Origin of the sequence: Kribbella antiqua, assembly GCF_004345665.1 — a bacterium.
Lineage (GTDB): Bacteria > Actinomycetota > Actinomycetes > Propionibacteriales > Kribbellaceae > Kribbella > Kribbella antiqua.
In genome coordinates this window covers 344,981-358,218 of record NZ_SLWR01000001.1, presented here as the reverse complement: position 1 = coordinate 358,218, position 13,238 = coordinate 344,981, and the positions used below count along the sequence as shown (strand labels likewise).

Below are 13,238 nucleotides of genomic sequence, written 5' to 3'. Positions count from 1 at the left end.
GCATGGCGTCGCGCCAGTCCGAGATCAGCGAGGTGCTGGACAGGCGCTCCGAGGCGATCCGGGTCAAGGACCTCGAGTTGCTGTTGTCCTTCTACGCTCCCGACGTCATCTACTTCGACATCGTGCCGCCGCTGCAGTACGTCGGATCCGCGGCGCTCCGGGGCCGGTTCCAGGAGTGGTTCGACGGCCCGATCGGCCAGGACATCCACCACCTGACCGTCGAGACGAGCGGCGACCTCGCGATCACCTCGATGCTCATCCGAGCCGGCGGCGCGCTCAAGAACGGCCCCACCGTAGACCGCTGGGTCCGCTCGACGTCGACTTTCCGACGCTCATCCGATTCCTGGCAGATCACCCACGAACACGTCTCCCTCCCGGTAAACCTCGAAACCGGCACAGTCCCCCCAGACCTCACCCCCTAACACCCCGCCCAAAGGCTCCCCGACCGCCCAACTACGCAAGCGGGCAGTAACCGGCGCCGGAGGTGGTGCCGTGTCCACCGACCGAAGCGATGGACGTGGTGCTGTGTTCGCCGAACTGGAGGCGGGGGTGATGGTGCTGTGTTCGCCGCCGGAAGCGATGGACGGGCGCCGTGCTCGCCGATCCGGAGGCGGGGGTGGTGGTGCTGTGTTCGCCGAACTGGAGGCGGGGGTGATGGTGCTGTGTTCGCCGCCGTAAGCGATGGACGGGCGCCGTGCTCGCCGATCCGGAGGCGGGGATGGTGGTGCTGTGTTCGCCGACCCGGCAGCGGGGGCGTGGCGCCGTGTTCGAAGAGCGGAAGTGGGGAGGTGACGCCCTGCCCGCGACCGGGGGCGGGGAGGTACGGAGGTTTGGGCGGGGTTGGGGTTCGTTGATCGGAGCAAGGGGAAGTGGGTGCGGGGCGAAAGAGTGGGTGGGCAGGGGTGTGCGGCCGGCCCGGGGCGGGTGGGCCGGCGGCGACGGCTGGCGGGCTAGCCGGTTTGGAGGAGTTGTGGGGGTGGTGGGTCTGGGTCGGCCCAGGTGGGGCGGGTTGCCACTGGGCGGCCGTTGTGGAGGTGGATTTTCCAGTGGCCTTGGTGGGTGGCGATGTGGTCGCGTTTGCAGAGTAGGACGAGGTTGTCCAGGGAGGTGGGGCCTCCGTTGGACCAGTGGATGATGTGGTGGGCCTCGGTCATGGCCGGGGGTGCGGAGCAGATGAGGCAGCCTTTGTCGCGGGTGTTGAGGGCTTGGCGCATCGCGGGGGTGACGAAGCGTTGTTCGGTGCCGACGTCGAGGGGTTCGGAGTTCGAGCCGAGGACGATGGGGATGACGCCGCAGTCGCAGGCCAGGCGTCGTACGGCGGCTGCGGAGAGGGAATCGCCGTGGACGAGGTCGCCCCGGCCGGTGGCGCGTTTGAGGTCTTCGAGGTCGATGGTGACGGTGATGTGCGGTTTGATGCCGCCGTGTCCTGGGACTGCGGTTCCGGTGGCGGCCGCGGTTGTGAGGATGGCGGTGAGGGCGTCGGCCTGGCGGTTGCCGCGGGTGCGGGGATCGGGTGAACCGTCGGGGGTCTTGTGCGGCTTCGCTCCGGCGAAGATGAGCGTCTCGAGGAGCTCGGCATTCTCACCGGCGAGGTAGCCCCCGAATGTCACACCCTGGTCGGCCTTTTTCAGCCAGAGCGTCTCGCGGGACAAGGCCGCGTCGTCGTCGTCGGGTTGGGGTCCGTCGGTGTCGAGGCGTTTGCGGACTTCGGTGCCGAGCTTTCGGAGGTCGCCAGGCGCCAGCTGCGCGGCCGCCTTCACCATTTCTTCCTCGGCGACCTGCAGGTCCTCGACCGGAACCATCGCCGGCACCTTCTCCAGTGCGGACACGATCGCCTCGGCCTGAGCCTGGTTGAGCACCAGGCCACGGGCTGCATGACTGGACGGCGAGGGCCCGAGGGCGGACTTCACGGTCGGGTATTTGTGCAGTGCGGTTGCGAGGCGAAGGTCCCGACATGCGTCGACAGGGTCGAGGCGGTGGCGCATCGACAGCAGGTGGACGGTGTCGCGGGCGCCGATGTCCTTGGCATGTCCGTTCGCGTCGAGCCCGGCGAGCAGTTCGAGCCGGCGGACCTGGATGCGGGTGAGTTCAGCCTGCAGCGCGTCGAGAGCGGTCAGCATCTCGGCGCCGCTCATCGACCAGACCGGTCGCTCACCCAGCAGTTCCATGCAGAAGACGATAGACACACCGACCGACAGTTTTCGAGTCGAAAAGCCCTTATCTATAAGGGAGTCCGAGATTGGCCGCTTCCTGCCAACTTATCCACAATCCGGCGATCGTCGTCGATCGGCCCGGAAAGTCTGGTAGCGAGATTGGTGCTGTAGGCAACGTTATCTGGCCTGGACGGCGAGAGCGACCGCATCCGCCACTCGTTCAGCGTCAGGAATCGGCAACCCAGTAGCTATCCGGATCGCAGGCGGACCCGGCTTGGTCCAACTGGCGCTTGCCCCGGCGACAGCGATCCCATGCGAGGCAAGAACGAGCAGCGCTTCATGTTCGCTGCGCACCGGCACCCAGATCGCCAGCCCATCCACACCAGTCGACTGCACACCACGCGAGGCCAGCAAGCCCACCAAGTGCTCCCGCCTTTCGCGGTACGTCGTACGAGCGTGAGCGACAGCCGCCTGGGCACCATCGTCCAAGAGAAGCCAAGCGAGCGCGTTCTGCAAGAACCGACTGGTCCAGCCCGAGCCGAACTGCCGATAGACCCGGATGCGCTCGATGGGCTCAGGCGCACCGGCCAGCAGAGCGATCCGCAGGTCAGGGGAGTGGGAGTTCGAGTACGTGCGCACCAGCACGCTCTGAGCCGGCAAAACCTCAGCCACACCGTGGTACTCGAATGCGCTCAGCTCACCCAGCCCGTCGTCCTCGACCACCAACGTGTCAGTGCCGGCCAGCAACGCCGCAAGCTCGTCACGCCGCTCGACTGTCACCGAAGCACCAAGCCGTGAGCTCGAACGCGGCTCGTAAAGGAACGCCACCGGGTCGTGCCGCAACGCATCCCGCAGCGACGAAGGCACAGGACCATAAGCATCGGTAGCGACCGGCACAGCCCGCGCGCCGACGTTGTCGAGGATGTCCAGCATCCGCGGCGTCGCCGGGTCCTCGATTGCCACATGCTCACCGGGTACGACGGTGGTCCGCATGAGCAACAGCAATCCCTCGTAACCGCCACTCACGCACATCCAGTGATCGGTCTCGAACGGCCAGGTCCGCCGAGCCGCCTCCCGCAACGGCTCGCTGATCGACACAACGTCGTACGAATGAATGTCCGGGTCCCGCAAAGCATGCGCGAAGGCCGGTTCCATGTCCGGCAGCAGCAAGGGATCTGGCACAGCCCGCGAGAGGTTGAGGGTCTGGTCAGGCCAGAGCCGGGAAATGTTCTCGTACCGCGCCGGCCGAGGAACCGCGAGCCCGCCGAGCACCCACGTGCCCTGCCGCCCACCACCCGCGACCACCCGCTGCTTCCGCAATGTCGCCCAGGCGGCGGACACGGTCGCCGGGCTCACATCGAGCCGCGGTGCGAGCGCCCGTACGGTCGGGAGACGCGTCTGCGGGGCCAAATCGCCATGCCGGACCAGCCGGGCGATCGCCGCCGCGATGCCGGTCGCGCTGGGTTCGGTGATCTGTTCGGCCAGCCAGGCAGACGACACCGCCGGACCGTCCTGTGGGGGAGCGTCGTCAGACACCCAGCCTCCAGAGTTTTTGATCAGTAACATTCAAGATCATTGTTCGAGCATCAACTCTGAACATAGGCTACCCGGTATTCCCGCTCGCGACAGTGCCGTCGCGACCGCCCTGGACTATCGAGTCCCGGCAGCAGAAGGAACCACCGCGTGAAGCTCCATCTCGGCGTTCGCCACTGGGATCACGTCATCCCACTGGCCATCGGCGATATCAACGGCCCGACCGTCACCCGTCTGGACGCGACGCCCGACCTCTGGTCGGAACCGGCGTACGACGGTGGCGAGACGTCGTTCAGCCGATACGTCCGGGCCAGGGCGACCGGTGACGATCGCGTGGTCGCGCTGCCGGTGTTCCTGATGCGTGGATTCAGGCATCGCTGCATCATCGTGCGCAAGGACTCGACTGCCGAGACCGCGGCAGATCTGAAGGGCGCCCGGATCGGCCTGACCGGCTGGCCTGACAGCGGCAACACGTGGACCCGTGCGATCCTCGGCGAGGCAGGCGTCGGCATCCACGACGCCGACTGGCAGGTCGGCCCGCTCACCGCAGCGCATCCGGTCATCGACCGCATCGGAGGCGTTGCCGTCGGCAACAACGTGAGGCATACGACGGGCGGTGCACGACTGACGGATCTGCTCGAGGACAAAGAGCTGGACGCCGTCATGACGCCGTTCATGCCGCCCGGTTTCCACGCCGAGGGTTCGCCGTTCCGCACGCTGTACAAGGACACCCGCGCCGAAGAGCGCGAGTACTTCCGCCGACACGGCTTCGTCCCGGGCATCCATCTCCTTGCCCTACGCAAAGAAGTCGCCAAGTCGGAGATCGCGCAGCAGCTGATCGACCTGTTCGAGCAGGCCAAACGGCTCAGCTTCCAGCGCCGCAACAAGCTGATGGACATCACCCCCTGGCACAACGAGGAAGTCGGCATCACCTCCCAGGTCTTCGGACCCGATTGGATGCCGTACGGCGTCTCGGCCGACCGGCGCATGGTCGCCGCGTTCCAGCAGCAACTCATAGCGCAGGAGCTACTGGACAAACCGGTCCCCGCCGACGAACTCTTCCCGTTCCAGTTCGACCCGTTGGAGCAGACTGCATGAGTACGATCAAGGTCTCGGCCAGCCAATTTGCCGCGAGCATCGATTGGCATGAGAACCTCCAGACGATCACCGCGCAGATCAAGCAGGCCGATGCCGACGGCATCGATCCCCTTGTCTTCCCGGAAGGCGTCCTGGCCCGCTTCATCGAGGAACGCGAGCGTATCCGCGAACACGCCCAGCCCCTCGACGGCCCCTTCGTCACCGGCATTCTCAAAGCCACCGAAGGCCTCGAAGGGAGCGTTGTCGTCGGCATCCACGAGAAGTCGGACACCGAGAAGCCGTACAACACCCTCGTTGTCCTCAGCAACGGAGAGATCAAAGGCCTCTACCGCAAACTCCACCTGTACGACGCCTTCAGCCAACTCGAGTCCGACAACGTCACCGCGGCCGAGGTCGTACCCGAGCTGATCGAGGTCAACGGCTTCAAGATCGGCCTGATGACCTGCTACGACGTCCGCTTCCCCGAGCTCGCCCGACTCCTCACGCTAAACGGTGCCGACGTACTCGTGCTGCCAGCGGCCTGGGTCAAAGGCCCGCTGAAGGAACACCACTGGCAGACCATGGTGACCGCCCGAGCGCTGGAGAACACCGTGTACGTCGTCGCCAGCGGTGAGTGCGGCCAGCGGAACATCGGGCAGAGTGTAATCGTCGACCCGCTCGGCGTTCCGGTCGCCCAGGCGGGAGAGGAACCGGCCACCATCTCGGCCGTCGTCTCCAAGCAGCGTCTGACCGACGCGCGCCGCCGCCTGCCGGTCCTGCAGAACCGCCGATTCACCGTCAGCCCAACGCCTCGACCGGTCGAAGCACCCACAGCCTAGGAGCCAAGACGTGTCCATCCCCCGCACAACCGCCGTACTGGCCTCGATGGCCCTCCTCGTCACCGCCTGCACCGCTGACCCGGTTGACACCTCGTCGTCCGCCAACGCGAAGGCGCCGGCCGCCGCGATTCCGCAGCAGCAGGTCGACAAGGCGCTGCACGACCAGCTGCCAGAGAAGATCAAGTCAGCCGGCAAGATCATTGCCGTCAACAACGGATCGTTCCCGCCGTACGTGATCGTCGGCACCGACAAGGGCGCGCCGGTCGAGGGCGCCACCGCCGATCTGTCCCAGGCGGTCAGCCAGCTGCTCGGCGTCCAGATCGAGCACACCACCGTCGACGGCCTGGCCAGCGTTCTGTCCGGCATGCAGGCCAAGCGGTACGACCTCGACATGGGCCCGACCGGTGACTTCGTCGAACGGCAGAAGCAGGCGACGTTCATCGACTATGTCCAGGAGTACGTCGTCTTCGCCGTACACAAGGGGAATCCGAAGGGGATCGACGGGCTCGACACCGCGTGCGGCAAGCGGATCGCGGTCCAGGCGGCCGGGTCGGCGGAGAAGGTGATCAAGGGGCAGTCGGCCAAGTGTGTCGCGGCCGGGAAGCCGGCGGTGCAGGTCCAGTCGTACAAGGACCAGCCGTCGTCGATCCTCGCCGTACAGTCCGACCGGGCCGACGCGTTCTTCTCCTCGCAGGCGCCGCTGACCTACTTCGTCGCGCAGTCGGGTGGCAAGCTGGAGCTGGCGGGTGTTGGCAAGGGCAACGGTTTCGAGGACCTGTTCCAGGGCGCACTGGTGCCGATCGGGTCGCCGCTGGCCGACGTGCTGCTCGCCGCGATCGAGAAACTGCATGCCAACGGCACCTATGACGCGATCATGACCAAGTGGGGTCTGGAGAAGAACAAGCTGGCCAAACCCGGCCTGAACCTCGGGAAGAGCTGACCATGGCGACCACCGTGCAGGACGCTCCGAGAACCACCCCGGACCTCGATGTCCGGGACGCGGCGAAGAGGAAACACCCTTGGCGCTGGTTGTCCGCGTTCATCGTACTCGTGTTCGCCGCGCAACTGGTGAAGATGCTGATCACCAACGAGAACTTCGGCTGGGACGTCGTCGCGAGCTGGCTGCGGGCTGAGTCGATCGTCCGCGGTCTCGGCGTGACTCTGATGCTGACCGTCGTGGCCATGGTGATCGGTGTCGTCCTCGGCGTGCTGCTCGCGGTCTGCCGGATCTCGGCCAATCCGCTGCTGCGCGGTGCGGCCGGTGTCTACATCTGGTTCTTCCGTGGTACGCCGACGCTGGTGCAGCTGATCTTCTTCTACAACCTGTCCGCGCTGCTGCCGAAGCTGAACCTTGGCATCCCGTTCGGCCCGGTCTTCGCCAGCTTCGACACGAACACCCTGATCACTCCGTTGCTCGCGGCAATCCTCGGGCTCGGCCTCAATGAAGGCGCCTACATGGCCGAGATCGTCCGCGGCGGCCTGCTGTCGGTGGATCCCGGTCAGCGTGAGGCCGGCCAGGCGCTGGGCATGACGAACGCCAGGATCATGAAGCGAATCATCCTGCCGCAGGCGATGCGGTTCATCGTCCCGCCGACCGGCAACCAGGTGATCAGCATGGTGAAGGCGACCGCACTGGTCAGCGTGATCGCGCTGTCCGATCTGCTCTACACAGCGCAGTCGATCTACAACCGCACGTTCGAGACGATCCCGATGCTGATCGTCGTCTGCCTCTGGTACCTCGCGGTCACCTCGGTCCTGTACGTCGTCCAGTCGTTCATCGAGCGGCACTACAGCCGAGGCGCCCGCCACCAGGCACCCAGTTTCTGGGACTTCCTGCGAATCCGACCCAAAGCTCAACAGGGGAGCGCCTCATGAGTACAGCCGTTCTCCAGGCCCGCGGCGTCCGCAAGAGCTTCGGCCACACCGAGGTGCTGTCAGGGATCGACCTCGACGTCAACTCCGGCGAGACGGTCGTGGTACTTGGGCCGTCCGGCTCCGGGAAGTCGACCTTCCTGCGCTGCGTCAACCTGCTCGAGTCGCTCGACGCGGGCCGGATCACGGTCGACGGCCGCGATGTCGGGTACGACGTACGCGGCGGCCGGCTGCACGAATTGCGGCCGAACGAGATCGCCCGGCGGCGTCGGGACATCGGCATGGTGTTCCAGCAGTTCAACCTGTTCCCGCACATGACGGCGCTGGAGAACATCATCGAGGCGCCGATCGCCGTACTGGGGGAGGGGCGCCGGGAGGCGACCGCGCGAGCGGTCGAGCTGCTCGCCGAGGTTGGGCTCGCCGGGCGGGAGAAGGCGTATCCGCGGCAGCTGTCCGGTGGTCAGCAGCAGCGCGTGGCGATCGCGCGGGCGCTGGCGATGCGGCCGAAGCTGATGCTGTTCGACGAGCCGACCTCGGCGCTCGACCCGGAGCTGGTCGGCGAGGTGCTGGTGACGATGAAGAAGCTCGCGACCGCGGGCCTCACGATGGTCGTCGTCACCCACGAGATCAGCTTCGCCCGGGAAGCCGCCGATCGGGTGGTGTTCATGGACGGCGGTCTCGTGATCGAGCAGGGCACGCCGGAGCAGGTGATCGACAATCCCCAGCACGAAAGAACTCGTGCCTTCCTTTCCCGTTTTCTCTGATACCGTGGTTGACATGTTGAAGCGCGCTGTAGTGACGACGACGCCGGAGTACGTCCCGGCGCGCTGACAGCTGACTGTCTGACCAAGCCCCGGGGCGAGTGCCCCGGGGCTTTTTCGTGCGCTCCGTGGCTCGCCCCACACGCCATGGAGGAAACCATGTACGACCACCGCAAGCTTGGCCGTGAACTCGGTCTGTTTGATTCCGACCCACTGATCGGTGCCGGCCTGCCCTACTGGCTGCCGGCTGGTGCCGCGGTTCGGCGCGCCTTGGAGAGCTACATCGCTGAGGTGGAGCGAAGAGCCGGCTATCAGCAGGTGTACTCACCTGTCCTCGCCAAGCGCGAGCTGTACGAGATCTCCGGCCACTGGGCGAAGTACAGCGACGACATGTACCCGCCGATGGACATGGGCGGCGAGCAACTCCTGCTGCGTCCCAGCATATGCCCGCACCACGCGCTGATGTACCGCTCCCGCTCCCACAGCTATCGCGAGCTACCGCTGCGCATCTCCGAGCTCGGCGGCCAATACCGCGCAGAGCTGTCCGGAGCGATCGGCGGCCTCAGCCGGGTTCGTGCGATGCAGCTGAACGACGCGCACATCTTCTGCCGCCTCGACCAGGTCGCGTCGGAAGCCGCTCAAGCACTGGGCCTCATCAACCGGGCGTACGACGACATGGGCATCAGCGCGTCCCGCTACGTACTCGCGCTCCCGTCGGAGGATGCTGCATTCGGCGATCCGTCGAGCAAGTACGTCGGTGATGCGGCGAGCTGGGCGCAGGCCGCCGAATTGCTACGGGAAGTCTTGAAGGACGCCGGTGTCGACTACGAGGAAGCACCTGGCGAGGCGGCGTTCTACGGGCCGAAGATCGATATCCAGCATGAGGATTCGGCCGGCCGCGAGTTCAGCCTGTCGACCGTCCAGATCGACTTCCACCAGCCCGAGCGGTTCGGTCTCGAGTACGTCGGTGCCGACGGCAACAAGCATCGCCCGGTGATGGTGCACCGTGCGATCGTCGGCAGCATCGAACGTGCCGTCGCCCAACTGATCGAGGTACACGGCGGTGCCTTCCCGGCCTGGCTCGCGCCGGCGCAACTCGTCGTGCTGCCGATATCCGACGACGAGGAGAAGGCTGCCGGGGAGGTTGCCCGGCGGGCCATCGACCGCGGGCTGCGGGTCGAGGTCGCCCATGCCGACGAAGGCAGCCTCGGTGCTCGCATCCGCGAGAACCGACTGGCGCCGTACCAGGCGGTGATCGGTGCCCGCGAGGTCGCCGACCGCGCCCTGTCGATCAGAGAGCGGAACGGCCGACAGCACGAGGCCGAGCCGATTGGGGAGGTGCTCGACCGAATCGCGGACCTCAGTGTGCCTGAAGCTCTCCGGTCGCGGTGAATCGCCCTGGAACGAGCATCATCGTCTTGCCGTCCGGGCAGACGACTTCAGCGGTCGAGCCAGGCGGTACGTCGACAGTGATGTCGAACGTACCGCCTTCGATCCGCCACGAGACCTCGATGCGGCCGTGCGGACTTTCGTGTGTTCCCCTTGCCCACGCGATGTCCGGATGATGCAGAGGGGCAACGACGAACGACTCCCATCCGACCGAACCTTCGGCCTGCCGCAGGCCGAGGACGTGCGTATGCAGAAAGTGGACGACCGCACCCTTGCTGTAGTGGTTGAGGGAATCATGCGGATTCCCGTCGTCGTCGACACCCTCCCAGTCCTCCCAGATCGTCGTCGCCCCGCGATCCAGCATCCCGAGCCAGGACGGAGGCGTGCGCTGGAAGAGAAGGTCATACGCGACATCGGTGAACCCCAGGTCAGCGAGCACCGGAAGAAGCTCCCCAGTTGACAAGAACCCGGTCCCGAGATGGTTGCCTGCGGCACGGATCAGCTCGACCAGACGCCGTACGGCGCCTTGCCGTAGCTGATCCGGGACGAGTCCGAAGGACAACGCGCGTACGTAGCCTGCCTGAGTGTCTCCTGTGGTCCGCCCGTCACCGTCGAGGAACTCCGTGCGCCAGGCATGAAGGACCTGCTCGGCGATCTCGCCATACCGCGTGGGTCGACCCAGGATCTTGGCGATCTGCGCGAGGGTGGCGGTCGATCGATAGAGGTAGGCGGTTCCGACTTCGCCCTTGTCTGCCGTGGGGTCGGGCGGCATGGGCTCTGCCCACTCGCCCCAGTGATACGTGCCGTCCCAGATGAACTGTTCGTGCGGCAACGGCTCGGCTGAGCGCTCGATCCGGGACGGGTGCCGGTGGGTCCGGGCAGCGTCGAGGGCCCAATCCACCCAGCGAACCATCGCGTCCCAGTTCTCGGCGAGCACCCGCCGGTCGCCGTACGTCCGGTAGAGCTCCATCGGTACGGCGACGATCGCGTCTCCCCAGCCCGACGATCCGGTCGTCTTGGCCAGGCGATCCTCGAGGTGGAGCTTGGTCCGCCGGCCGTCCGGAGAGAAGTTGGCGATCCGTCCGTCGGGCAGTTGGTCGTCACGCACCGACTGCAGCCACTTTCGGCTGAACCCATAGACGTCGTACAACCGCGCCGCGGTGGGCACGAAGACCTGATAGTCCCCGGTCCAGCCGAGGCGTTCGCGCGTGGGGCAGTCGGTGGGCACATCCACCGCGTTGCCGCGGAAGCTCCAGACCGCCACGTCGTGCAAGTGGTTGAGATCAGCGTTGCTGCAGGCAAACGTTCCGGTCCGCTCGAGATCCGTGTGTACGACGTGCATAGTCAGACTGGCCGGGTCGATCGGGCCACCACCGTCACGACGGAGTCGCGCGTACTGGAAACCGTGGACGGTGTGTCGTGGCTCGAAGACCTCACCGTCGCCCGCGGAGACGACCTCGTCGCGCTGCACGAAGAGGACTGGCGGTCCGCCCGGCAGGACGGAATCCAGATGGGCGGTCGTCAGGTCCCCGTCGGGCGTGACGGCCTCGCCGTAGTCGATGATCGTGCGGGTGCCGGCCGGGCCGAGGTCGCCGATCGAGATCCAGCCGGAAGTGTTCTGGCCGAAGTCCGCCACCCAGACCCCCGGCTCGACCTGCTCGAGCGCTACCGGCGGTCTGGATTCGATCCGCCGGACCGGCGGCGCGGGGGACCAGTCGATGCCAGGGGCAACCACCTGGTCGACCAGCACTTGCTGTGGCGGCTCAGGACTCAAGGTGAAGTCGACCGATTGGCCGTCCATCAGATCCGCGCGGGTGATCTTCGATCGCGAACTCGTCCATCTGCCGTCGCTGCGGACGACCTGCCGCGAACCGTCGTGGAACCAAAGATGAAGCTCAGCCTGGGCAGCCGTCACCGTTCCCCATCCGGACGGCAGGCGAAAGCCTCCGGTCTTGCCGCGATACCAGCCGTCCGACAGCAAGATCTCAAGCTCGTTGCGGCCTCGGCGTACAGAGTCCGTGACGTCCATCGCCTGCGCGTAGAGCGTGTGATCGTACGACGTCGATCCCGGCGTCAACTCGGCAGTCCCGGCCCGCGCGCCGTTGACGAACGCTTCATAGACGCCCAAAGCGGTGGCATAGAGCCGAGCATCACGCAGGTCCGCGGACAGTTCGAACCGAGTCGACAGCGAGTAGGCCGGCCGGTTGCCATAACCCTCGTCGACCGCCTCGACCGGAGAGATCCACCGGGCTGTCCAGTCTTCGTGCAGTAGCCCAACCTCAAAGCTGCTCGCCGCAGACCACTCTGAGAATCCGTGCTCGCCACTCACACGGACTCGCCAGGTCACCCGCTGACAGCTGTCCAGCGGCGCCCACGGCCACGGGATGAACAGATGTTCCGCGGATGTCCGCCGTACCCGATCGGTAGGGATGCCATCGACCGTGGCCTCGAGTTCGTACGCCGACTGCCCCGTCCACGCACGCCACGACAGCCGAGGCGACGGACCCGACACCGTGAATTGGTCGCCGCCGCTGTCGATCCGCAGGCCCTCCGGACCTTCACTCATGAGGAGCTGTACTCGCGCGGATGATCAGCTCGTGCGGCACGACCGCGGACGGCAAAGGTGGTTCGCCGTTCAGCCGCAGAATCAGCTGCGCGACCGCCTGCCGCCCGTGTTCGGCGTCGTCGACCTTGATCGTCGTCAGCGGTGGACGCAGGTAGTCCGACCCTGGAGCGTCGTCGTAGCCGGCCACACTGACATCCTCCGGAACGTGGCGGCCGCGCTCGATGAGGGCGTAGATGACCCCCAAGGCCATTTCGTCGTTGGCCGCGAAGATCGCGGTGACCGAAGGATCGTCGGCCAGTCGCAGCCCTGCCTCGTAGCCAGACCGAGCGGTCCAGTCGCCGATCAACGGTTCAGGCACCTCGGCGCCAGTACGACGCAACGCGTTCTCCCAGCCGAGCAGGCGAAGCCGGCTGGACGTCCAGTCGGGCGGTCCGCCGACGTGGTGGACCGTGGTGTGCCCGAGTGACACCAGGTGATCCACCACATCTCCGGCTGCCTTGGCCGCGTCCGCGTGGACGGCAAGTCCGTCGTACTCCGGCACTTCACTGGTCGCGACCATCGGCAGCGTCGCCTCGACGGCTCGCAGCGTCTTCGCGGCCGAGACCCACGGCGCCATGAAGATCACGCCGTCGCATCCGGCCCGGGCGAGCCGGTCCACCGCGTCCTGGACCGTGCCGCGATCGAAGCTGGCGAAGGTCGCGATGCTGACGCCGAGGCCGAGCTCGGTCGCGGCCTGTTCGACGCCGATCATGATCGAGACCGCGCCCAGGCCGGTCCGCTGGTGCGTGAGCTGATGAGTCAGCAATCCGACGATCCGTCCCCGCCCGGTGGACAGAGCGCGCGCGATCGGGTCCGGCCGGTAGCCGAGCGCCTTGATCGCGCGCCGGACCCGGGCCGCCGTCCGTGCGTTCACGTTCTCGCCGCCGCGGGCGACCCGTGACGCGGTCTGGCGGGAGACCCCGGCTGCGCGGGCAACATCCGTCAGAGTGGCCCGGCGGCCCACTTGGGGCGTCTCGTCGCTCAACGCTTTCCCTCCCTTTGCTGCTCG

The 13,238-nt window shown here is 66.6% G+C and carries 12 protein-coding genes; 8 read left to right on the top strand and 4 right to left on the bottom strand.

The window, feature by feature from the left end:
- The first annotated feature begins 2 nt into the window (after positions 1 to 2).
- Complete coding sequence (locus EV646_RS01830) at positions 3 to 422, top strand: YybH family protein (protein ID WP_132143217.1); 420 nt, start codon at positions 3 to 5, stop codon at positions 420 to 422.
- Positions 423 to 492: 70 nt separating this feature from the next.
- Entirely contained in the window at positions 493 to 678 is a 186-nt protein-coding gene (locus EV646_RS01825; protein WP_132143215.1) for a hypothetical protein, read from the top strand.
- Positions 679 to 950: 272 nt separating this feature from the next.
- Here EV646_RS01825 and EV646_RS01820 read toward each other — a convergent pair whose 3' ends face one another.
- A complete protein-coding gene (locus EV646_RS01820; RefSeq protein ID WP_132143213.1) occupies positions 951 to 2,168 on the bottom strand; it encodes an HNH endonuclease signature motif containing protein in 1,218 nt (405 codons plus the stop codon).
- Between the two features lie 162 nt (positions 2,169 to 2,330).
- Positions 2,331 to 3,689 carry an aminotransferase-like domain-containing protein gene (locus EV646_RS01815; RefSeq protein ID WP_158290887.1) on the bottom strand — a complete coding sequence of 453 codons (1,359 nt, stop codon included), beginning with the start codon at positions 3,687 to 3,689 and terminating at the stop codon, positions 2,331 to 2,333.
- Positions 3,690 to 3,836: 147 nt separating this feature from the next.
- On the opposite strand from EV646_RS01815, the gene EV646_RS01810 reads away from it, so the two are divergent.
- The 6 genes from EV646_RS01810 to thrS all read left to right on the top strand — a co-directional run bounded on the left by EV646_RS01810 (position 3,837) and on the right by thrS (position 9,627).
- Complete coding sequence (locus EV646_RS01810; RefSeq protein WP_132143210.1) at positions 3,837 to 4,784, top strand: substrate-binding domain-containing protein; 948 nt, start codon at positions 3,837 to 3,839, stop codon at positions 4,782 to 4,784.
- Positions 4,781 to 5,602: a nitrilase-related carbon-nitrogen hydrolase gene (locus EV646_RS01805; protein WP_199236749.1), complete on the top strand. Its 822-nt coding sequence runs from the start codon at positions 4,781 to 4,783 to the stop codon at positions 5,600 to 5,602. Before EV646_RS01810 ends, EV646_RS01805 begins: the two co-directional genes overlap by 4 nt.
- Positions 5,603 to 5,612: 10 nt before the next feature.
- Positions 5,613 to 6,542 (top strand): ABC transporter substrate-binding protein, encoded by a 930-nt coding sequence (locus tag EV646_RS01800; protein ID WP_199236748.1) that lies wholly within the window; start codon positions 5,613 to 5,615, stop codon positions 6,540 to 6,542.
- A 2-nt stretch (positions 6,543 to 6,544) separates the two neighbouring features.
- Entirely contained in the window at positions 6,545 to 7,477 is a 933-nt protein-coding gene (locus EV646_RS01795) for an amino acid ABC transporter permease (protein ID WP_132143208.1), read from the top strand.
- Entirely contained in the window at positions 7,474 to 8,238 is a 765-nt protein-coding gene (locus EV646_RS01790) for an amino acid ABC transporter ATP-binding protein (protein WP_132143206.1), read from the top strand. The genes EV646_RS01795 and EV646_RS01790 overlap by 4 nt, the downstream gene beginning before the upstream one ends.
- 156 nt (positions 8,239 to 8,394) lie before the next feature.
- Positions 8,395 to 9,627, top strand: coding sequence for a threonine--tRNA ligase (thrS, locus tag EV646_RS01785; RefSeq protein ID WP_132143204.1), 1,233 nt, complete (start codon positions 8,395 to 8,397; stop codon positions 9,625 to 9,627).
- Here the strand turns inward: thrS and EV646_RS01780 are convergent.
- Together EV646_RS01780 and EV646_RS01775 are read right to left on the bottom strand one after the other, a co-directional pair.
- Positions 9,596 to 12,190, bottom strand: coding sequence for a family 78 glycoside hydrolase catalytic domain (locus EV646_RS01780; protein ID WP_132143202.1), 2,595 nt, complete (start codon positions 12,188 to 12,190; stop codon positions 9,596 to 9,598). The genes thrS and EV646_RS01780 overlap by 32 nt on opposite strands.
- Entirely contained in the window at positions 12,183 to 13,214 is a 1,032-nt protein-coding gene (locus EV646_RS01775) for a LacI family DNA-binding transcriptional regulator (protein WP_132143200.1), read from the bottom strand. Before EV646_RS01775 ends, EV646_RS01780 begins: the two co-directional genes overlap by 8 nt.
- Between the last annotated feature and the right edge of the window lie 24 nt (positions 13,215 to 13,238).

Coding starts and splice junctions, on each gene's coding strand:
- EV646_RS01790 (WP_132143206.1), top strand. CDS start 7,474: ATGAGTACAGCCGTTCTCCAGGCCCGCGGCGTCCGCAAGAGCTTCGGC.
- EV646_RS01830 (WP_132143217.1), top strand. CDS start 3: ATGGCGTCGCGCCAGTCCGAGATCAGCGAGGTGCTGGACAGGCGCTCC.
- EV646_RS01805 (WP_199236749.1), top strand. CDS start 4,781: ATGAGTACGATCAAGGTCTCGGCCAGCCAATTTGCCGCGAGCATCGAT.
- EV646_RS01780 (WP_132143202.1), bottom strand. CDS start 12,190: ATGAGTGAAGGTCCGGAGGGCCTGCGGATCGACAGCGGCGGCGACCAA.
- EV646_RS01795 (WP_132143208.1), top strand. CDS start 6,545: ATGGCGACCACCGTGCAGGACGCTCCGAGAACCACCCCGGACCTCGAT.
- EV646_RS01820 (WP_132143213.1), bottom strand. CDS start 2,168: ATGGAACTGCTGGGTGAGCGACCGGTCTGGTCGATGAGCGGCGCCGAG.
- thrS (WP_132143204.1), top strand. CDS start 8,395: ATGTACGACCACCGCAAGCTTGGCCGTGAACTCGGTCTGTTTGATTCC.